The following is a 20,902-nucleotide window of genomic DNA, read 5'->3' as shown; positions in this document are numbered from 1 at the left end:
GAGCAAGCTCACTCCCACACAAGGCTGTGTGAAAACCTCAGCACCGGAAGCGATTGTGATGACGCCACCGCTGGCAAGTCGCGCTGCTACAGATTCACCACATTCACGAACCGCGAAGCAGCGGTTTCGTCGATGCGCAGGTTGGTGAAGTCGAACAGGTTGCGATCTGCCAGCTGCGATGGCACTACGTTTTGCAGGCTGCGAAAGATCATTTCCGAGCGGCCTGGGGTCTTGCGATCCCACTCCTGAAGCATGTCCTTGACCACCTGACGCTGCAGGTTTTCCTGCGATCCGCACAGATTGCACGGGATGATCGGGAATTGCTTCATGTCCGAATAGGCCTGGATGTCCTTCTCGGCGCAATACGCCAGCGGGCGAATGACCACGTTGCGGCCGTCATCGGCGCGCAGCTTGGGAGGCATGGCCTTGAGGTTGCCGTTAAAGAACATGTTCAGGAAGAAGGTCTCGACGATGTCGTCGCGGTGATGACCGAGGGCCATCTTGGTCGCACCGATCTCGTCGGCGAAGGTGTACAGCGTGCCGCGACGCAGGCGTGAACACAGCGAGCAGGTGGTCTTGCCTTCCGGAATCAGCTCCTTGACCACCGAGTAGGTGTCTTTCTCGACGATGTGATACTCAATGCCCAGCTCTTTCAGGTACGCGGGAAGCACGTGCTCCGGGAAACCGGGTTGTTTCTGGTCCATGTTCACGGCGACGATCTCGAACTTGATCGGCGCGACCTTCTGCAAATGCAGCAGCACGTCGAGCATGGTGTAGCTGTCCTTGCCGCCGGACAGGCAGACCATGACCTTGTCGCCCTCTTCAATCATGTTGAAATCGGCCACCGCTTCGCCCGCAAGCCGACGCAGACGCTTCTGCAGTTTGTTCTGATTGACTGAAAGGCTGCCCATGGCGCTGTAGTCCGCTCGCTGTGACTCTGGAAAGGGGCGGTATTTTACGCATAAACCTTGAGGCTGGTAATGCCTGTTGGTCCTGAAACCTGCGCGCTCCTTCAGGTCGCTGCCCGCTTGTCCGATCTCATCACCTGCCGCTATTAACAGCGCTCTTGAGCGCGCCAAACGCTCTAAAGCCTCCGGTTTTGCAGTCTGGCAACTTTCTATACTGCCAATGAGGTCGCAACCAATTCCCCTTTATCGAGATTGTGGGCTTGCCCTGGCGGCATCAGGCGGTCAGGCGCGACGGCATCCCTGATGAGGGTGACGGGCATGATCCATGACGTTTTGGGGCTGTTCACGCATCCCGATCAAGAATGGCGCCTGCCGGTATTCATGAATGTCGATCCGGACGAGGGCTTCATGTTCTCAAGTTCGGTATTGGCGGTGGGCCTGGTGGTGCTGGTGGCGATCATGGCGTTTACGGTGGTGCTGTGGGGCGCGGGCGTGGGGCCTGAGTACACCAAACTAAAAGGGTTTGGTCCTTCCGTTAGAACAGCATTCCTGGGGAAGTGCGCTTGCTCACGAAGACGATGTGTCAGACAAAAATAGGTGCCTGAGATATCGCTCTCGTGAGCAAGCTCACTCCCACAATGTTCTCCGTTCATGCCGCGAGTGCGCGTTCCTCTACCATTCGGCGCCTCGGGTTTTCGGCTACCCTGCGCTTTGCGGCATACTCGCGTCCTCTGGAGACCGATGAAGCATGCTCGAGCAACTCAATACCCGCGTCGAATCCTGTTACCAACAAGCCGAAGATTTTTTCAAACGCCCTTTCAAACGCCCCGTCGTCAGCCTTAAGCTGCGCGGCCAGAAGGCCGGTGTCGCGCATTTGCACGAAAACCTGCTGCGCTTCAATCCGCAGCTGTACCGGGAAAACAGCGAAGATTTCCTGCGCCAGACCGTGGCCCATGAAGTCGCACATCTGGTGGCCCATCAGCTGTTTGGCGACACCATCCAGCCGCACGGCGAGGAATGGCAGCTGATCATGCGCGGCGTGTATGAACTGCCGCCCAACCGCTGCCACAATTATGAAATCCACCGCCGCAGCGCGACCCGCTATATCTACCGCTGCCCCTGCCCGGAAAGCGATTTCCCGTTCTCCCTACAGCGGCACAAGCTGGTGCGCAAAGGGCGTCGGTATTTGTGTCGCCGGTGTCGGGAGATATTGGTGTTCAGCGGTGAGACCAGGGTTGAGTAAAAGCCTTGGTCGCTCGATAGCCATGGCAGACCTCTTCGTGAGTAAGCTCACTCCCACAATTTTTGCGCTTGACCGCTCCTCTGTGCACACCGTAGATCCACTGTGGGAATGAGCTTGCTCATGAAAGGGCCAGCAGCAACGCCGCAACCTTCAGCCGACTGCCCCAGAATCCCGCATCGACTCAATTTCAGGCAGAGTGAACCCCATTTCCGCCAGCACCTGTTCACTGTGCGCACCCACCGCAACGCCAATATGCCGAGGCTTTGGCAGGCCATCCGAGAACTTCACCGGGCAGGCGATCTGCGGCTGAAAGCTGCCGTCCTCCCTGGGAACGTGCGTCACCACCTGCCGCGCCTGCAATTGAGGGTGGCGAACGGCTTCGGAAAAACTCAGCACCGGCTCGACGCAGGCATCAATCCCGGCGAAAAGTATTTCAAGCTCCTCGAAACTGCGCCGTTCGAACTCGATTTGCAGCTCATTCTTGAGCGCCATCTGATCGGCGTGCTCAGGCGACAGCCCGCGTTTGGCCAGCTCCGGCCGCCCCAGCGCCTCGCACATCGCCCGCATGAACACCGGTTCCAGGCTGCCCACCGAAAACCAGCGGCCGTCGCGGCTGCGGTAGTAGTCATAGAAACTGCCGCCATTGAGCATGTGTCCCTCAGCCTGAGGCTCGACACCGGCCGCCAGCGCGCCTGCACCCGCCAATGCGTTCAGGCTGAAGGCGCAGTCGGTCATGCTGATGTCGACGAACTGCCCCTGCCCTGTTTGCTGACGCGCAACCACCGCGGCCAACAGACCGATCACCCCGTGCAGCGAACCGCCCGCGACGTCCGCCACTTGCACACCCAAGGGCAACGGACCGCTGTCCTTGCGGCCGGTATGGCTGGCAAGCCCGGCCAGTGCCAGATAGTTGATGTCGTGCCCGGCGCGCTGGCGGTAAGGCCCGGTCTGACCGTAGCCGGTGATCGCGACATAGATCACCCGCGGATTGATCGCCTTGAGCGTCTCGTAACCGATGCCCAGCCGATCCATCACCCCTGGGCGAAACTGCTCCAACACGATGTCGTATTCGGCGATCAAGCGTTTCACGACCTCCACCGCCTGGGGTTGCTTGAGGTCCAGCGCCAGACTGCGCTTGTTGCGATTGAGGTAGGCATGGCTGGCCGAGACGCCGTGATCGTGGGGCGGCAACACGCGCAACAGGTCCAGCCGAGTCGGTGACTCAATACGCAACACCTCAGCCCCCATGTCCGCCAACAACAGCGAAGCGAACGGCCCAGGCAGCAGCGAGGAGAAATCCAGAACTTTGAGCGACGACAACGGACCTTGCATGGAGGGCCTTCCCTGATGGCGGAGTGATGAAGGTCAGCGTAGGTCTGCGCATGCAAAGGGGCAATGACTCGGCATGACACGTTCCGCTTCTGGCCGAAGGCCGTATGAATCCAGCTCGCTGACGATCTGCTGCGAAGCGGCAGTAAGATCACGCGCCTCGGTCGTGTCAGACGTGCGCGATTGCACAGACTGACCGCGTTCCCTTGTAGGAGCGCTTGCCCGCGAGACGTTGGTTTAGGCGCTACACATTCCAGCCAACAAAAAACCCGCCCGGGTTTCCCACGGGCGGGCTCTTCATTTCAGCGTGACGCTAACCGATCAGGAACGGCCTACCGGAGCAGGGCCTTCGGCCACGCCCAGATCGTCTTCCGGACGAGGTTCTTCGATGGCTCGACTACCCGCAGCCAGTTCGGCCTCCATTTGCGGTACGTCCAGTTCTTTTACCCACTTGGCCACGACCAGCGTCCCGACAGCGTTGCCGACCAGGTTGGTCAGTGCGCGAGCTTCGGACATGAAACGGTCGATACCCAGGATCAGCGCCAGACCGGCTACCGGCAGATGGCCTACCGCAGACAGCGTGGCTGCCAGCACGATGAAGCCCGAACCAGTCACGCCAGCAGCGCCTTTGGAAGACAGCAGCAGAACAACCAGCAGGGTGATCTGATGGGTGATGTCCATGTGAGTGTCAGTCGCCTGAGCGATAAACACGGCGGCCATGGTCAGGTAGATCGACGTACCGTCGAGATTGAACGAGTAACCGGTCGGGATCACCAGACCCACGACAGATTTCTTCGCGCCCAGACGCTCCATCTTCACCAGCATGCGTGGCAGGGCAGATTCAGACGAGGACGTACCCAGCACGATCAGCAGTTCTTCGCGGATGTACTTGATCAGTTTCACAACGCTGAAGCCGTGTGCACGAGCGATGGCGCCCAGCACCACCAGTACGAACAACAGGCAGGTGATGTAGAAGCACAACATCAGCTGGCCCAGTTGCACCAGCGAGCTCACGCCGTAGGCACCGATGGTGAAAGCCATTGCACCCAGCGCACCCAGCGGCGCCAGCTTCATGATCATGTTGATGATGTTGAACATGACATGGGCGAAGCGATCGATGAAGTCCAGCACCGGCTTGCCATAGGCACCCAGGCGATGCAGGGCGAAACCGAAGATCACCGAGAACATCAGCACTTGCAGGATGTCGCCGCTGGCGAACGCGCCGACGATGGTGCCTGGAATCACATTGAGCAGGAAGTTGACGACGGTCTGATCCTTACTCGCGGTGACGTAGGAAGCAATTTTCGAGGCGTCCAGCGTGGCCGGATCGATATGCATGCCAGCGCCAGGCTGAACGACGTTGACCACGACCAGGCCGATCAGCAGCGAAATGGTGGATACGATTTCGAAATAGAGCAGTGCGTAGCCACCGGTCTTGCCCACGGATTTCATGCTCTGCATGCCAGCGATACCGCTAACGACGGTGCAGAAGATGATGGGGGCGATGACCATTTTGATCAGCTTGATGAACGCATCACCAAAGGGTTTGAGCTGAACGGCGGTTTCGGGATACCAGTGACCGAGGGCAATACCGATGATGATTGCAACGATCACCTGGGCGTACAGGGATTTGTAGATTGGCTGACGAGTCGTCATTGCAGTTTCCTCAAGAGCCTCGGCATGCATCATTCCTGATAGACCGACGCCTAAAGTGCGAACCCTCCTGCTCGGAGAGATTTGTTGTTGTCGAGCTGCGCACGGCAGACCTCTGCGCCCTCTATCGCAAGCACCGTGCCATCTTCTTCAAACTCCCCGAAAGCCCCGAGCGGCATGGACTGCCTTGTTAACGTTAGCCAAAAAACACGACACGCGATGGCGGATTTCCGCCCATTACCGAGAAAATGACCCGTGGGTTGGCGGGTATCCGCCTTCTATACGACTTCGCCGCTGACCTGGGCGCGAGTGCCTAGCCCACCACGGGCCACTGTAGCAGCGCGCTTGCTCGCGGCTGCGCCAGGTCGGCGACGTGTGGGGGGGATGACATATCGCGCTCGCTGCAGTCGTAACCTGCGACGTCTTCTACAGCTTTCGCTTCATACCCCCGACACATATGGCTAACCCCTACAGGGGTCAGGGTGACTACCAGATCGGATCTCGGCACCTATATCGCAAACTGGATCCTGAACGCCGCGCCACCCAGATCCGAATCGTCCAACGTCAGCTGCGCGCCATAGCTTTCGATGATGTCCTTGACCACCGCCAGCCCGATCCCCTGTCCTGGATTCTGCCGATCCAGCCGCTCGCCACGTTCGAGGATCCGCGCGCGCTGGCTGTGGGGCACACCGGGCCCGTCGTCCTCGATGAGCAGTTCATCGCCCAACATCGACGGTCGCCAGCTCACGCGGACCTCGCCCAGGCATAGTCGATAGGCGTTCTCCAGCAGGTTGCCAAGCATTTCCAGGAGCGCGCCCTCTTCCATCTGCACCTGACAATCGTCGGGCAAGTCCAGCGTGACCCCGACCCGCTTGTCGCGATAGACCTTCTCCAGGGTGTTGCACAGGCTCTCTACCACCGGTTTGAGGGCCACGTGATAGCGCACCAGCCCGCTCTTGCGCAGGCTGGCGCGCTGCAGTTGATAGCCAATCTGCTGACTCATGCGCTCGATCTGCGATTGCAGGATCCGCGCCTGCTCCAGATCCTCGGGGCGCTTGGCGATGGTCTCGCTGACGCCCTGCAGCACGGCCAGCGGGGTTTTCAGACTGTGGGCCAGATCGCCCAGCGAGTCACGGTAGCGCGTACGTTGCTCGCGCTCGCTGCGCAACAGCCGGTTGAGCGAATCGGTCAGGCGCAGCAGTTCGCTGGGGTGTTCTTCACTGAGGCTTTCCCGCGAGCCCTCTTCCACCTGGTCCAGTTCCTGGCTCATGCCTCTGAGCGAGCGCAGGCCCCAGGTCAGGCCGACCCATAGCAGAATCAGCAGTACCAGCAACGCGCCGCCAAAGCCCAGATACAGTTTCTCCCGCAAGCCAGAAATGGTTTCCTGATACTCGCGCACCGGCTGCACGGCGACGATGCTGTAGGCCGCGTTACGTCCGCCCAGCAGTTTGATCTCGACGTCGTAGACGAAGAATTCCTCGCCATTGGGCTGGCGAATCTTGGCGAACTCGGTGCCCAGCCCGTCGTAGCGCGGCTGGTAGTCGATGGCTTCGTCCTCGGTGGCCCGCGAACGCCACACCAGCTTGCCGGCGCGGTTATAGATGTAGCCGAGCAGGCGGCTGTCCGGCAGGCTGAATTGCTCACCGGGCAGCAGCGTCGGCATCAGCAGCCGGTCATCCTCGACCCGCGCAGCGGAGATCAACGTCGTCACGTCCGACGCCAGGCGTTTTTCGATGGAGCTTTCCAGCGCCAGGCTGAAGGCGCTCTGCAACGCAGGCAGCATCAACAGCATGAAGATGACCGCCAGGGTCGCGGCGGCCAGCATCAGACGAACGCGAAGCGATCGAATCATCGACAGCGCTCAGTGAACAGATAGCCCAGACCGCGCACGGTATCGATCGGTTTGAAACCCAGCGGGCCTTCGAGCTTGCGGCGCAGACGGCCGACCAGCACTTCGATCACGTTCGGATCGCGCTCGTCATCATCCGGGTACAGCTGCTCCATCAGGCGCTCCTTGGGCACCACCTGCTGATGATGGCGCATGAGGTATTCCAGAATGCGGTATTCGTAAGCGGTCAGTGCCAGAGGCTGTTCGTTTAGCGAGGCCTGCTTGCGGTTGATGTCCAGGGTCAGCGGCCCGGCAACGATCATCGACTGGGTGAAGCCGCTGGAGCGACGCAGCAGCGCGTTCAGCCGCGCTTCCAGTTCTTCGAACTGAAACGGCTTGACCACGTAGTCGTCGGCGCCGGCAGCCAGGCCTTCGACCTTGTCCTGCCAGTTGCCGCGAGCGGTGAGGATCAGGATCGGGAAAGACTTGTTCTGTGCACGCAGCTGCCGAATCAGATCCAGACCGCCGATGCCCGGCAGGCCCAGGTCGATGACCGCCAGATCATGGTTGAACTGCCCGGCCTGATACAGCGCTTCCTCGGCATTGCCCACCGCTTCGACCACATGACCACTTTCGGTCAGGCGGGTCTGCAAGTGATGACGCAACAGGGCTTCATCTTCGACAACCAGCAGCTTCATGACGCTCTCCCAGGCAAAGGCATACCTCTCGATTCGCGGACTTGAACGACGCTGCCGAGGCGCTCACGTTGACGAACCCGGCAGCGACGACGCAATTCAGACACCGCTAAAAACTGCACAACGGCCTATAACAGGTGGTAAACGGGCAAATAGTTGTACTGACTTTCGCTCAAACTCAACGACAGGTCCTGACCGACTCCACGTGGCGGCAGGCCGGCGTCGGAGAGTCTAGCTGCTGTCGCCAGCGGCAGCTTCACATCATAGCTGCCGAGCAGGTTTTCCTGAGTGAGCCTGAGCCCGTTGTGGGTGCAGGTCAGGTTTTCGAAACTGACGCAGTAGGGGTGGTCGACATGTTGTTGGCTGAGGCTTTGATTCCAGGTTCCTACAGCGGTCCGGGCACTAAGGCTACGTCGAATGCCATTGACTCTGTCGGTCTTCTCGCTGTTCTTGCCGTAGTCGATGCGTGACACGTCGGCATTGCCATCAGCCGCCTGGACAGCGGCGCTGCTGCCAAGGAAAGCCAGCGCCAGAAAAAGCTTGTTCAACGTCAGCATGTGCAGGTCCTCCGGCGCCGGGCGCCTTCGCGGGTGCTTCGTGGATACGGCGCCGAGAATACGCAGCAGGCGCTGAACCCCTCCTGAACACGTTCTGAACCTCGGCTGAACATCTATGTACGGCACGGGGTCCGAATCTCTACGGCATAATCGTCTAGGCTCAACGCCAGATGAGCCCTCGCTCGGAAGGAGAACGACATGCGTTTATTGATAGCCCTCGCCCTCATGTGCCTGGCCGGCCTCGCTCAGGCAGAAGTCAAAACCCGCACCATCGATTACCAGAGCGCCGATGGCACCAAGCTGGTCGGTTACTACGCGTACGACGACGCGATCAAGGGCCCGCGTCCGGGCATCGTGGTGGTGCATGAGTGGTGGGGGCTGAACGACTATGCCAAGCGCCGCGCCCGTGATCTGGCCGTGCTGGGCTACAGCGCCATGGCCATCGATATGTATGGCGAAGGCAAGAACACCGAACACCCGAAAGACGCCATGGCCTTCATGCAAGCGGCGTCGGCCGATGCGGCAGCGTCAGCGAAGCGCTTCGACGCCGGGGTCGAGCAACTGAAAAAGCAGCCTGAAACCAACCCGCAGAAAATCGCCGCCATCGGCTACTGCTTCGGCGGCGGCGTGGTGCTGGATGCTGCACGCCGGGGTGAGCCGCTGGACGCAGTCGTCAGCTTCCACGGCGCGCTGACCACCAAAACCCCAGCGAAGGAAGGCGTGACCAGGACGCCGATTCTGGTTGAACACGGCAACGCCGACACCATGGTCACTGCGCAGAACGTCGCGGACTTCAAGAAGGAAATGGACGCGGCCAAGGTCGACTATAAATTCGTCGGAATCGACGGCGCCAAACACGGCTTCACCAACCCGGACGCCGACAAGCTGAGCCACGGCGACCACGGCGACCACGGCGGGCCGGATATTGGTTACAACGAAACAGCCGACATGAGCTCGTGGGCGGACATGAAAGCATTCCTGAAAGAGCAGTTCGCGAAGAATTCGACGTTGTAAGGCACCCTGTAATTTGCCGGTCGACCTCGTGCCTGTGGGGGCAGCTTGCTCACGGAAGAACGATTGCAGTCGCTGATGTTTCAGCAGCTGAAACTGCGCCTGCTCGAGCAAGCTCACTCCCACAGGTACAGCGTAGTTGTCAGGCACGGTGTTTAGCCTGCATGACAATCGAGCGATCCCCCGGCAAAATGCCGCCCATGACCCGATCTCCAATCCTGCCAACCTGCTGCCCCACCCTGACCACCCACTGGCCCTTACCCCAGGCGCTGGAAAACGTGGTGTTGGTCAGCAGCCAGTTCGACCCGCAAAAGCTCGTCGACGGCGACTTTCAGCGCTGCCTTATCGAACCGCCCGCGAGCATTCAGCGGTCGGTGGCCAAACGTCAGGCCGAATTCCTCGCAGGTCGGCTGTGCGCGCGGGAAGCAATGCGCCAGCTCGATGGCCGTCAGCATGTGCCAGTGATCGGTGACGACCGCGCGCCGGTCTGGCCGCAGGACCTGTGCGGCTCGATCACCCACAGCAGCGTTTGGGCCGCAGCCATCGTCGCCGATAAGCAGCACTGGCGAGGACTGGGGATGGACGTCGAACAGCTCATGAGCAGCGACCGAGCCTCAAGGCTGGCCGGAGAAATCCTCACAGCAGATGAAATGCAGCGTATGGCGGCCGGGCCCGAGCATCAGGTGGCACTGCGGGTGAGCTTGACGTTCTCGCTCAAGGAAGCCCTGTTCAAGGCGCTCTACCCCATCGTGCTCAAGCGCTTCTATTTCGAAGACGCCGAATTGCTGGAGTGGTCGGAAAACGGCAGCGCACGGCTTAGGCTGAAGATCGAATTGTCAGAGGAATGGCACGACGGCAAGGAGCTGGACGCGCAGTTCAGTGTGGAGGATGGGCAGTTGCTGAGTCTGGTGGCGATACCGGCCTGACACCGCAGTTGATGCTTTTGATTCTGCCCGGAGGGCGTGGGAGTGCAGCTTGCTGACGATCTGCTGCGAAGCGGTAGCAAAGCCGTTGTACGCGGTCTGCCTGATGCAGCGAGGTGCCAGATGTCACTGCCGGTCTCCGGCAGATCGCAGGCAAGCCAGCTCCCACGCCTCCGGGCAGAGTCAAGGGCAGTCCTGAACCAGTCCCAAAAACCGGATCAGGCTCTGTCCGTTAATGGACAATGCTCACACCGCCCTACCCACTCCACCTGATGACTCAAACAACAACTGCGCCGCTGCCTGACGGATTGCCCATCGGCACCTTCTAAATAGGTGATGGCGTTGAACAGCGGATTTCGCCGCCCATCCGGCCGCAGCGGTTGGCGCAGCAGTCGATGACCCGTTTCGGCTGACACGTCATCGATCTCAGCCAACTGCCGCAAACAGGTCTCCAGATAATCCCCGGCACTGCTCCACAACACCCCCGGCGCGACACCGCCATACGCGCTCAGCCGCGCGATTACCTGCTGCAGATTGTCCAGCAGCGGTGCGAAACGCTCGAAGGGATCATCCGGAGCTGATACCTCGGAAACCGCTGCCTCGAACCTCACCCCATCGAGAAACCCGCGCTCATGCAGGGCAAACGCCAGTCGATCCAGCTGCAACGGCCAACTCAGGCCCTTTACCAGACCTGCGACGATCACCGGGGGAATCAGCTGCATCGCATAGAACTTGAACCACTGCGAGACCAGCACCGCCAGCTTGGCCGGCATCAATTCCGGGCCATAGATCTGCAACAGCAACCGATCAAGCGCTTCGTCAGGCAACAACTCCGGCAAGGCGATCACAGGGCGTGCGTCATCCAGCACCAGCGTCCCGGCGAACACGGCCAGTGGCCCGTCAAACGCTTCACTATTCACACTTCACCTTGTTGACGCGGCCAGGTCAGGCTGAAACATGCGCCGCCCAACGCCTGACTGCGCCCGATCAACGCCCGTCCCGCGTGCCAATGAACGATCCGGCGGACAATCGACAACCCCAGACCATGCCCGCCCGAAGCCCGCGTACGGCTGTCGTCCAGACGCATAAAGGGAGTGAAAATCCGGTCCCAGGCGCTTTCCGGCACGCCGGGGCCATCGTCTTCGACATCGATCCGGCAGCGCTCCTGACCCAATTGAAAGCCAACCCGCACCTCGGATTCGGCGTGACGCATGGCATTGCTCACCAGATTCTGCAAGGCCCGATGCAGATAACGCGGCTCGGCCTCGACCCAGGCTTCGCTGTCATCCGAGCCTTCATTGCTGACACTGACCTGCCCGCGGATAACACGCACGTTGGCCCGCAGCGGCGCCAGTTCAGCGATGACCTGATCGATCAAGGCATCCAGATCGACCCGCTGAAAGCTCAGCGTCGGCGCGCCCTGCTCCAGGCGCGCGTAGGTCAGCATCTCGTCCACCAGCTTGTCCAGGTCCTGAATGTCATTGTCCATGCCGACCTTATATTTGTGCCGCGCTTCGGGCGTGCTGGCGTCGCCGATCATCTCCAGCCCGAAACGCAGGCGCGCTACCGGGGTGCGCAGTTCGTGGGACACCGCGCGCACCAGTTCGCGCTGAATGGTCAGCGAACGCTGCAAATGCTCGGCCATGCCGTTGAACGCCGAGGCCAGGCGCCCCACTGAATCGGCGCCGGTTTCAGGGACGCGGGTTTGCAGACTGCCTTGGGCGATCTGCGTGGCGGCTGCCTCCAGCCCACGCAGACGATGCTCCAGTCGACGCACCAGCAAATAGACCACCAGACCGATCAGGCACAGCCCGAGAAACGCGATCAGCACCAGCAGCTCGGGCGGATAGGGATTCATCTGATACAGCGGGCCAATCTCCAGCACCCACGGGGTTTTGCCGACACCGGACAGCACGCGGATGGAATCGCCGCCCTTACCCAGCGCCATCACCGTGTCGCCTTCTTCGATGCGCCGCCGCTGATCGTCATCGACATCGGCCTGCTCCAACTTGATCAGGTGCATGTCGAAGCCGAAGCCCTTGCTCAGGCGCAGGGTTTCCAGGCGAATCGGCTGCTCATCCACCGGAAAACGCACCAACTCGTCGAGCAACAGGAAAATCGTCGCCCGCGCCAGCTGCTCGCTGATCTGCTGCACCTCGCCGGTCAACAACACAGCGCTGCCGGGCTTGCCGGAAACATTCGGCTCGACCTCACGAAACACCCACGCGGCGTGCGGCCCGGTCTGTTCGACCACCACCTGCCCGCGGCTCAGGCGATTGCGCGCGCCGCTGTCCAGATGCGCCTGCTCAGCGGTGTCCAGTGCCAGCGGAATGCCCAGCAATCGCTCCCACACCGCCAAGGCGCGGGTGCGCTCGATGCCGTTCAAGGGCTTGAGGTTGTCGGCCATCAGGGTGAAGGTTCCATGGGCCAGTTGCTCGCGGTATTGCTCGCCGCGCACGTTATTGACCAAGTGCAGCGTCAGCACGCCGAGCAGCGCCACCAGCACCAGCACCCCGAGCATGCCGCCGTAAATGCGCAGGAAGATTGAGTTCATCGGTCAGCCGCCCCGGGAAAAGGCGTTCATGTCTCGGGCGGCCTCGGGTACGAACAGATAGCCTTTGTTGCGTACGGTCTTGATCAGGCGCGGATGAACCGGGTCGTCGCCGATCCTGGGGCGGATTTTCGAGATACGCACGTCGATGGAGCGATCCTGGCCGTCATAACCGACGCCGCGCAGGGCGGTGAAAATCTCCTCGCGGGACAGAATTCTCCCGGCGTTGGTGACCAGCAGCCACAACAGGTCGAACTCGGCGCTGGTCAGCTCGATGCTCGTCTCGTTGAGCCAGGCCTCGCGCAGGGCGCTGTCCACGATGAGGGGGCCGAACACCCGTCGGCGTTGTTCCTGTGCGGGCGTATCGACTGTTTCGCTGCGCCTGAGCAAGGCTTGAACGCGCGCCAGCAATACGCGAGGGTGCACCGGCTTGCACACGTAATCATCAGCGCCCATGTCCAGGCCTTGGATCTGGTCGCTGTCGTCGGTGCGCGCGGTGAGCATGAGAATCGGCCCGTCATAGTGCTCGCGCACCTTGCGGCAGATGCTCAGGCCGTCCTCGCCCGGCAGCATAAGGTCGAGGATCACCAAATCCGGCTGCTCATCGACAATCCGCTGCGCCGCCTGCGCGCCATTTCCCTCCAGGCTCACCTGCAGGCCATTGCTTTCAAGGTAATCGCGGGTCAGCTCGGCCAGCCGAACGTCATCCTCGACGATCAGCACTTGCCAGGGTTCTTGCTGCACAGTCCATGTCTCCCGGGTTTGTTCTTATTAATAGAAGGAATGTGTTGATGGGGCGTCGCAACGCAGGCCTGGGCACATCGGATCTACCGTGGGGGGTGAGCTTGTTCACTCCCACAGGTGCCAACCTGCATATCGGATGTTGCAAGCGATTCTACCCACTCGCTCAACATGACACACGACATGCAAACCACCCTGCCCCGCCCGTTGCCAATCCAACATTTTGTGATAGGGTTCGCGCCCGCAAAAAACCGGGCAAGTCTTTTTTCATCATCAAAAAACAGTGACCGGCGGCACATCCCAGTCCCTATGCGGCCTACACGGGATCTACCCGATTCTCACACAAATTACACACAGCTTTATCCACAGGCCATGCGTTGCAATTAGTGTCCGAAACGCATTATCTTGTACCCCGTCGCTGATCGACCCCCTACATGTAGGGTTTCAGTCAAAAAACCAAACACAAGTGACCGAGAGATTTCAAGCATTTTTTCTCGTGCCCAACGGGCTGAATTATCCCGTTTCACCGCCTGACCGCTCACACGCGAATGGCAGACACCCGAGCTTCATGATCTGCGCGTTACGGTACAAGTGTTGCAACATTAAAAACGCATATTGCACAAGCTTTTGCAGGGTGACGAGCCACAGAGCCGCGCCCTTTTGGACTTCAAAGCCAGGGTGGGCGCTCTTTAGCCCTTCCTCCTCCGTTTTGAAGTCATTGGACTGACGCCTGTCGGTCAACTGCCTCAAGACGGAACGGTGGGCACACTCATAGTGCCCAAATAAACATAGAGAACGTGGAGACACCCATGCAAACAGACACAACTCGCGAGAATCCGCAGGCCCCCGCGCCGCAGACAGGTGCGACCCAGCAGGACCTGTCCGCGACCGCACCGGGTCAGCTGCGCGTGATCAAGCGCAACGGCACCGTAGTTCCTTACACCGATGACAAGATCACCGTCGCCATCACCAAGGCTTTCCTCGCAGTTGAAGGCGGTACCGCCGCCGCGTCATCGCGTATCCACGACACCGTTGCCCGCCTGACCGAACAAGTCACCGCAACCTTCAAGCGTCGCATGCCTTCGGGCGGCACCATCCACATCGAAGAAATCCAGGATCAGGTAGAACTGGCGCTGATGCGCGCTGGCGAGCAAAAAGTGGCTCGCGACTACGTGATCTATCGTAACGACCGCTCCAAAGAGCGCGCCGGTCGTGGCGGCGAAGCCCCGGTACAGGCTCACCCGTCGATCCGCATCACCACCAAGGACGGCAGCCTCGCGCCGCTGGACATGGGCCGCCTGAACACCATCATCACCGAAGCGTGTGAAGGCTTGGCCGAGGTTGACGCCAACCTGATCCAGAGCGAAACCCTGAAAAACCTGTACGACGGCGTTGCGCTGACCGATGTCAACACTGCCCTGGTGATGACCGCGCGTACCCTCGTCGAGCGTGAGCCGAACTATTCGTTCGTGACCGCGCGCCTGCTGATGGACACCTTGCGTGCCGAAGGCCTGGGCTTCCTGGGCGTCGCCGAAAGCGCCACTCACCACGAAATGGTCGACCTGTACGCCAAGGCGCTGCCAGCCTACATCGCCAAAGGTATCGAGTTCGAATTGCTGAACCCTGTCCTGGCCGAATTCGACCTGGAAAAACTGGGCAAGGCGATCAACCACGAGCGCGACCAGCAGTTTACCTACCTGGGCCTGCAGACCCTGTACGACCGTTACTTCATTCACAAGGATGGCGTGCGTTTCGAACTGCCACAGATCTTCTTCATGCGTGTGGCCATGGGCCTGGCAATCGAAGAGAAAGCCCGTGAAGACCGCGCCATCGAGTTCTACAATCTGTTGTCGTCCTTCGACTACATGGCTTCGACTCCTACACTGTTCAACGCCGGTACCCTGCGTCCACAGCTGTCGAGCTGCTACCTGACCACCGTGCCGGATGACCTGTCGGGCATTTACCACGCCATCCACGACAACGCCATGTTGTCCAAATTCGCAGGCGGCCTGGGCAACGACTGGACGCCGGTTCGCGCGCTGGGCTCGTACATCAAGGGCACCAACGGCAAATCCCAGGGCGTCGTGCCTTTCCTGAAAGTGGTCAACGACACCGCTGTGGCAGTGAACCAGGGTGGCAAGCGCAAGGGCGCTGTCTGTGCCTACCTGGAAACCTGGCACATGGACATCGAAGAGTTCATCGAGTTGCGCAAAAACACCGGTGACGATCGTCGTCGTACCCACGACATGAACACCGCCAACTGGATCCCTGACCTGTTCATGAAGCGTGTCTTCGACGACGGCAAATGGACCCTGTTCTCGCCATCCGAAGTGCCGGACCTGCACGACCTGACCGGTAAAGCTTTCGAAGAGCGCTACGAGTACTACGAAGCGCTGACCGAGTATCCAGGCAAGGTCAAGCTGTTCAAGACCATCCAGGCCAAGGACCTGTGGCGCAAGATGCTGTCCATGCTCTTCGAAACCGGCCACCCATGGCTGACCTTCAAAGACCCGTGCAACCTGCGCAGCCCTCAGCAGCACGTGGGCGTGGTCCACAGTTCGAACCTGTGCACCGAGATCACCCTGAACACCAACAAGGACGAGATCGCGGTCTGCAACCTGGGCTCGATCAACCTGCCGAACCACATCGTGGGCGGCAAATTGGACACCGACAAGCTCAAGCGCACCATCGACGTTGCCGTGCGCATGCTCGATAACGTGATCGACATCAACTACTACTCCGTGCCGCAAGCGAAGAACTCCAACTTCCGTCATCGCCCGGTCGGTCTGGGCATCATGGGCTTCCAGGACGCGCTGTACCTGCAGCACATCCCTTACGGTTCCGATGCTGCCGTGCAGTTCGCCGACCGTTCGATGGAAGCCGTCAGCTACTACGCGATCCAGGCTTCCTGCGATCTGGCGGACGAGCGCGGTGCCTACGAGACGTTCCAGGGTTCGCTGTGGTCCAAAGGCGTGCTGCCGCTGGATTCGCAACAGATCCTGATCGAAGCCCGTGGCCAGAAGTACATCGACGTCGATCTGGAAGAGACCCTGGACTGGGCGCCAGTGCGTGCGCGCGTTCAGAAAGGCATTCGTAACTCGAACATCATGGCCATCGCACCGACCGCGACCATCGCCAACATCACCGGCGTATCGCAGTCGATCGAACCGACCTACCAGAACCTGTACGTGAAATCGAACCTCTCGGGCGAGTTCACCGTGATCAACCCGTACCTGGTTCGCGACCTCAAGGCACGCGATCTGTGGGACTCGGTCATGATCAACGACCTCAAGTACTACGACGGTTCGGTGCAACAGATCGAGCGCATCCCGCAGGAACTCAAAGACCTGTACGCGACTGCCTTCGAAGTGGACACCAAGTGGATCGTTGACGCCGCCAGCCGTCGTCAGAAGTGGATCGACCAGGCTCAGTCGCTGAACCTGTACATCGCTGGCGCTTCGGGCAAGAAACTGGACGTGACCTACCGCATGGCCTGGTACCGTGGCCTGAAAACCACCTACTACCTCCGTGCCCTGGCTGCGACCAGCACCGAGAAGTCGACCATCAACACCGGCAAGCTCAACGCCGTTTCCAGCGGTGGCCACGGCCCGGACGACTCGGCGATCACCGCGCCGCGTCCAGCCGAAGCAGCACCAGCCGGTCCAGCGCCAGTGCCTAAGGCTTGCGCGATCGACGAGCCGGATTGTGAGGCTTGTCAGTAAGCGGCTCTGCGTTACTGAGCCTGGGCGCCGCGCAATCGGCGCCCGACCGGTAAATGCGCTCCTACAGGAGCGCGCCTGCTTGCGAACCCGACACCCCAGGTGTCGACTGGCACCACACCGACACCCTGTAGCCGTCAGGCTTGCCGGCGGTAATGCCCTCCCACACTACATGTCGGAAAGGCTGCACCGAGATATCGATTTCCCCACAGAAACTGTGGGAGTGAGCTTGCTCACGAAGAGGCCCGGACAATCACCCGATTGCCAAAAGCCTTCCACTGAAGCCCAACCCGCTTCAGCAATAAAGAGACACCGAGGGTCACCCTCACCTATTCATGTTCTTTGCGTGCAACGCCTGATACGCAACCAACACTCAAGATCCATCAGGTCAGTCATTACCACTGACCCTCACGCAGGAGACTCAACGTCATGCTGAGCTGGGACGAATTCGACAAAGAAGACGCCGCTGAACCCGCCAAAGGCGCCAACGCAGGCCACGCCTCCGAAGCAGCCATGGACAAACTCGACAGCGCCGGTGGTGCCGCCGCACTGGAAGCACGCGCTGCCAACGCCAGCGACTCCGCTGCCGTCGCCCGCGCCAAGGCTGCCCTGAACAAACTCGACATCGCCGAAGGTCTGGCCGAACTCGAAGGCTCTGCCGCCCGCGTTGCCGTCGACGAAAAGCGCATGATCAACTGCCGCGCCGACCTCAACCAACTCGTGCCCTTCAAGTACGACTGGGCTTGGCAGAAGTACTTGGACGGCTGCGCAAACCACTGGATGCCGCAAGAAGTCAACATGACCGCCGACATCGCCGTATGGCGTAATCCGGAAGGCCTGACCGACGATGAACGCCGCATCGTCATGCGCAACCTGGGCTTCTTCTCCACCGCCGACTCCCTGGTTGCCAACAACCTCGCGCTGGCCGTGTATCGCCTGATCACCAACCCTGAATGCCGCCAGTACATCCTGCGCCAGGCGTTCGAAGAAGCGATCCACACCCACGCCTACCAGTACTGCATCGAATCGCTGGGCATGGACGAAGGCGAAATCTTCAACATGTACCACGAGATTCCTTCGGTCGCGAAAAAGGCAGCCTGGGGCCTCAAATACACCCGCGCCATCTCCGACCCGGAATTCAACACCGGCACCGTCGAAACCGACAAGGAACTGCTGCGCAACCTGATCGCCTATTACTGCGTTCTGGAAGGCATCTTTTTCTACTGCGGCTTCACTCAAATTTTGAGCATGGGGCGCCGCAACAAAATGACCGGCGTCGCAGAACAGTTCCAATACATCCTGCGCGACGAATCCATGCACTTGAACTTCGGCATCGACGTGATCAACCAGATCAAAATCGAAAACCCACATTTGTGGGATGCCGAGTTGAAGGAAGAGGCTTCGCAGATGATCCTGCAAGGTACTCAGCTTGAGATCGAATACGCACGAGATACCATGCCTCGCGGGGTATTGGGCATGAATGCGGCGATGATGGAGGACTACCTGAAGTTCATCGCCAACCGTCGTTTGTCGCAGATTGGGTTGAAGGAAGAATATCCGGGAACCACGAATCCGTTCCCTTGGATGAGCGAGATCATGGACTTGAAGAAAGAGAAGAACTTCTTTGAGACGCGGGTGATTGAGTATCAGACGGGTGGGGCGTTGAGCTGGGATTGATGGCACTTTCCGTAGGTTTTCACCATTGACTGAACTTTTTTCACCTTAAGCTGAAATTCAGCACTCCATAAACGCTGTGAGTCGTTGTTCCAGGCAGACAACGACCCACACTTAGAATCCGTAGCCCCGCCAACCGAAAGCCGCCCTTACAGGCGGCGTTCGGTTGGCTCTGTAGTGGTCTAATGAAACCGGACACTCATTTAGGCGAGAATACCCGCCAGACTGAGGTGTCAGATGACCAAGCAACGCCGTACCTTTTCACCAGAATTCAAACGCGAGGCTGCCGACCTCGTGCTCAAGCAAAACTACAGCTTCATCGAAGCCAGTCGCTCACTGAGTGTGGGTGAGTCGGCGCTGCGCCGTTGGGTCGACCAGCTTCAGCAAGAGCGTACCGGCGTCACGCCCCAGAGCAAGGCCCTGACACCCGAGCAGCAAAAAATCCAGGAGTTGGAAGCTCGGATTGCTCGCCTCGAACGCGAGAAATCAATATTAAAAAACCGCCTCCCCGGCGCGCCGCGGCCCACTGGACTAGAAACACTACGTACTACACGAACTCTCTGGACAGTGGTCGCTGGCTTTTTGGAGGCTAAGTCCCCGTCAAAAAACTTGACCCAGGGGAAGCTGCGGACCCGTTAGTGGTGGCGCTTTAATGACCCCGTTTAGGAATGTGATTTGATCCGAGTCCCCGTCCAGTCCATCCTTTGACTGGAGGTGTGTATGAAAAAGCGTGGTTCAGAACGCAAAGGATTACCCGTCATCCATACTCGGGCGGCAGGCATTGACATTGGTTCACGCTTTCATGTGGTTGCTGTTCCCGCAGATCTCGCAGAGAGCCCGGTGCAAACCTTCAATGCCTTCACTGCTGATCTTGATCGCATGGCTGACTGGTTGGTGAGTCTCGGAATTACTACAGTCGCCATGGAGGCGACTGGTGTTTACTGGATTCCGGTGTATGAGATCCTTGAAGCCCATGGCCTACAGGTGGTACTGGCGAATGCTCGGGACGCCCGCGCAGTGCCGGGACGCAAAACCGATGTGAATGATGCTCAGTGGATTCAACGGCTTCATTCCTGCGGGTTGCTGAGGGCTAGCTTCCACCCGGATCGAGAAATTGCGGCGCTACGTAGTTATCTCAGACTCCGCGAGCGCCATCTGGACTATGCGGCTGCGCATATTCAACACATGCAAAAAGCCCTGACGCACATGAATGTGCAGCTGCATCACGTAGTCTCGGATATCACCGGTTTGACCGGTATGAGGATCATTCGAGCCATCGTCGCAGGCGAACGGAGTCCGTCGGTGCTAGCTGCGATGAGTGATCGGCGTTGTAAGGCTGGTGTAGATGTCATCGAGGCAGCGCTGGTAGGCAACTATCAGCCGGAACATCTATTTGCCTTATCACAGGCAGTGGCGATGTACGATGCATACCAAGCGCAGCTCGTCGTTTGCGATCAGCAAATCGCGCAAACTCTCATCAAGCTTTCGCAAGTCAAGGTGCCCCCAACAGCGCCGCTTCCTAAGCCGCGTCACAACACCCGGCAACCCAATGCACTGAACTTCGATGTCCGCACCTTGCTGTACAATTGGTCGGTGTGGACCTCACGCAAATACACGGTATTGGCCCCTTTCTGGCGCTGCGGCTCGTTGCGGAATGCGGTACCGATCTTAGTCGATGGCGTACTTGCCATCATTTTACTTCGTGGCTGACGCTCGCCCCTGGATGCAGGATCAGTGGCGGTAAAGTGCTCTCGGCCCACACCCGGAAAACCAAGAATCGGCTGACTGCTCACTTACGCTTAGCTGCTGTCACAGTGGGAAGGACTAGCACTGCGCTGGGCGCCTTTTATAGACGCCTTGCGGCTCGAATCGGAAAAGCCAAAGCAGTGACCGCCACCGCCCGAAAGATTGCGATTTTGTTCTACAACGCCATGCGTTTCGGCATGAGCTATCGAGATCCAGGAGCGGATCAGTACGAACAGCGATATCGGGAGCGAGTAGTAAAAGGTCTGCATCGACGTGCCGCCGAATTTGGCTTCACTCTTCAACCAGCGGAGGGTGTTTCTTAGG

The 20,902-nt window shown here is 59.6% G+C and carries 14 protein-coding genes and 3 pseudogenes; 8 read left to right on the top strand and 9 right to left on the bottom strand.

Annotated elements, in window-relative coordinates; translation table 11 throughout:
- Positions 1 to 86: 86 nt before the first annotated feature.
- On the bottom strand, positions 87 to 911 hold the full coding sequence (ttcA, locus tag CE491_RS14335; protein ID WP_110948980.1) for a tRNA 2-thiocytidine(32) synthetase TtcA: 825 nt from the start codon (positions 909 to 911) through the stop codon (positions 87 to 89).
- A gap of 366 nt (positions 912 to 1,277) precedes the next feature.
- Here ttcA and CE491_RS30775 point away from each other — a divergent pair.
- Positions 1,278 to 1,418, top strand: a pseudogene (locus CE491_RS30775) (hypothetical protein); the annotation flags it as partial.
- 238 nt (positions 1,419 to 1,656) lie between these two features.
- Positions 1,657 to 2,151, top strand: a complete 495-nt coding sequence (locus tag CE491_RS14325) for a SprT family zinc-dependent metalloprotease (protein WP_110948978.1) — start codon at positions 1,657 to 1,659, stop codon at positions 2,149 to 2,151.
- Between the two features lie 150 nt (positions 2,152 to 2,301).
- Here the strand turns inward: CE491_RS14325 and CE491_RS14320 are convergent, their stop codons facing one another.
- From CE491_RS14320 to CE491_RS14300, 5 genes are all read right to left on the bottom strand, one after another.
- Positions 2,302 to 3,483: a CaiB/BaiF CoA transferase family protein gene (locus CE491_RS14320; protein WP_110948977.1), complete on the bottom strand. Its 1,182-nt coding sequence runs from the start codon at positions 3,481 to 3,483 to the stop codon at positions 2,302 to 2,304.
- Positions 3,484 to 3,801: 318 nt separating this feature from the next.
- A complete protein-coding gene (locus tag CE491_RS14315; RefSeq protein WP_110949056.1) occupies positions 3,802 to 5,136 on the bottom strand; it encodes a dicarboxylate/amino acid:cation symporter in 1,335 nt (444 codons plus the stop codon).
- Between the two features lie 505 nt (positions 5,137 to 5,641).
- Entirely contained in the window at positions 5,642 to 6,985 is a 1,344-nt protein-coding gene (locus CE491_RS14310) for an ATP-binding protein (protein ID WP_110948976.1), read from the bottom strand.
- Positions 6,982 to 7,659: a response regulator transcription factor gene (locus CE491_RS14305; protein WP_110948975.1), complete on the bottom strand. Its 678-nt coding sequence runs from the start codon at positions 7,657 to 7,659 to the stop codon at positions 6,982 to 6,984. Before CE491_RS14305 ends, CE491_RS14310 begins: the two co-directional genes overlap by 4 nt.
- Positions 7,660 to 7,784: 125 nt before the next feature.
- Positions 7,785 to 8,213, bottom strand: coding sequence for a hypothetical protein (locus CE491_RS14300; RefSeq protein WP_199885112.1), 429 nt, complete (start codon positions 8,211 to 8,213; stop codon positions 7,785 to 7,787).
- Between the two features lie 198 nt (positions 8,214 to 8,411).
- Here CE491_RS14300 and CE491_RS14295 point away from each other — a divergent pair, with 198 nt between their 5' ends.
- On the top strand, positions 8,412 to 9,227 hold the full coding sequence (locus tag CE491_RS14295; protein ID WP_110948974.1) for a dienelactone hydrolase family protein: 816 nt from the start codon (positions 8,412 to 8,414) through the stop codon (positions 9,225 to 9,227).
- A gap of 197 nt (positions 9,228 to 9,424) precedes the next feature.
- Positions 9,425 to 10,150, top strand: a complete 726-nt coding sequence (locus CE491_RS14290) for a 4'-phosphopantetheinyl transferase family protein (RefSeq protein WP_199885111.1) — start codon at positions 9,425 to 9,427, stop codon at positions 10,148 to 10,150.
- 215 nt (positions 10,151 to 10,365) lie between these two features.
- Here CE491_RS14290 and fhuF read toward each other — a convergent pair whose 3' ends face one another.
- Genes fhuF through CE491_RS14275 form a run of 3 tightly spaced genes read right to left on the bottom strand, consistent with a single transcriptional unit; the run spans position 10,366 to position 13,442 of the window.
- The gene (gene fhuF, locus CE491_RS14285; RefSeq protein ID WP_110948973.1) at positions 10,366 to 11,067 is read right to left on the bottom strand and encodes a siderophore-iron reductase FhuF; all 702 of its coding nucleotides are present in this window, start codon (positions 11,065 to 11,067) and stop codon (positions 10,366 to 10,368) included.
- On the bottom strand, positions 11,064 to 12,701 hold the full coding sequence (locus CE491_RS14280; protein ID WP_110948972.1) for an ATP-binding protein: 1,638 nt from the start codon (positions 12,699 to 12,701) through the stop codon (positions 11,064 to 11,066). Before CE491_RS14280 ends, fhuF begins: the two co-directional genes overlap by 4 nt.
- A gap of 3 nt (positions 12,702 to 12,704) precedes the next feature.
- Positions 12,705 to 13,442, bottom strand: coding sequence for a response regulator (locus CE491_RS14275; protein ID WP_110948971.1), 738 nt, complete (start codon positions 13,440 to 13,442; stop codon positions 12,705 to 12,707).
- 806 nt (positions 13,443 to 14,248) lie between these two features.
- Here CE491_RS14275 and CE491_RS14265 point away from each other — a divergent pair.
- From CE491_RS14265 to CE491_RS14250, 4 genes and pseudogenes are all read left to right on the top strand, one after another.
- Positions 14,249 to 17,161: a ribonucleoside-diphosphate reductase subunit alpha gene (locus CE491_RS14265; RefSeq protein ID WP_110948969.1), complete on the top strand. Its 2,913-nt coding sequence runs from the start codon at positions 14,249 to 14,251 to the stop codon at positions 17,159 to 17,161.
- Positions 17,162 to 17,587: 426 nt separating this feature from the next.
- On the top strand, positions 17,588 to 18,835 hold the full coding sequence (locus CE491_RS14260; protein ID WP_110948968.1) for a ribonucleotide-diphosphate reductase subunit beta: 1,248 nt from the start codon (positions 17,588 to 17,590) through the stop codon (positions 18,833 to 18,835).
- A 234-nt stretch (positions 18,836 to 19,069) separates the two neighbouring features.
- A pseudogene (locus CE491_RS14255) lies at positions 19,070 to 19,330 on the top strand (transposase); the annotation flags it as partial.
- Between the two features lie 222 nt (positions 19,331 to 19,552).
- Positions 19,553 to 20,901 (top strand): annotated as a pseudogene (locus CE491_RS14250) (IS110 family RNA-guided transposase).
- The last annotated feature ends 1 nt before the right edge of the window (position 20,902 follow it).

The sequence above is a fragment of the Pseudomonas bohemica genome, assembly GCF_002934685.1.
GTDB classification, from domain to species: Bacteria; Pseudomonadota; Gammaproteobacteria; order Pseudomonadales; family Pseudomonadaceae; genus Aquipseudomonas; species Aquipseudomonas bohemica.
Note: the sequence above shows the minus strand (reverse complement) of the source record. Positions and strands in the feature narration are given on the sequence as shown.

Bases quoted from the DNA above. Each gene is read 5' to 3' on its own strand.
- ttcA (WP_110948980.1), bottom strand. From the start codon at position 911: ATGGGCAGCCTTTCAGTCAATCAGAACAAACTGCAGAAGCGTCTGCGT.
- CE491_RS14325 (WP_110948978.1), top strand. From the start codon at position 1,657: ATGCTCGAGCAACTCAATACCCGCGTCGAATCCTGTTACCAACAAGCC.
- CE491_RS14320 (WP_110948977.1), bottom strand. From the start codon at position 3,483: ATGCAAGGTCCGTTGTCGTCGCTCAAAGTTCTGGATTTCTCCTCGCTG.
- CE491_RS14315 (WP_110949056.1), bottom strand. From the start codon at position 5,136: ATGACGACTCGTCAGCCAATCTACAAATCCCTGTACGCCCAGGTGATC.
- CE491_RS14310 (WP_110948976.1), bottom strand. From the start codon at position 6,985: ATGATTCGATCGCTTCGCGTTCGTCTGATGCTGGCCGCCGCGACCCTG.
- CE491_RS14305 (WP_110948975.1), bottom strand. From the start codon at position 7,659: ATGAAGCTGCTGGTTGTCGAAGATGAAGCCCTGTTGCGTCATCACTTG.
- CE491_RS14300 (WP_199885112.1), bottom strand. From the start codon at position 8,213: ATGCTGACGTTGAACAAGCTTTTTCTGGCGCTGGCTTTCCTTGGCAGC.
- CE491_RS14295 (WP_110948974.1), top strand. From the start codon at position 8,412: ATGCGTTTATTGATAGCCCTCGCCCTCATGTGCCTGGCCGGCCTCGCT.
- CE491_RS14290 (WP_199885111.1), top strand. From the start codon at position 9,425: ATGACCCGATCTCCAATCCTGCCAACCTGCTGCCCCACCCTGACCACC.
- CE491_RS14280 (WP_110948972.1), bottom strand. From the start codon at position 12,701: ATGAACTCAATCTTCCTGCGCATTTACGGCGGCATGCTCGGGGTGCTG.
- CE491_RS14265 (WP_110948969.1), top strand. From the start codon at position 14,249: ATGCAAACAGACACAACTCGCGAGAATCCGCAGGCCCCCGCGCCGCAG.
- CE491_RS14260 (WP_110948968.1), top strand. From the start codon at position 17,588: ATGCTGAGCTGGGACGAATTCGACAAAGAAGACGCCGCTGAACCCGCC.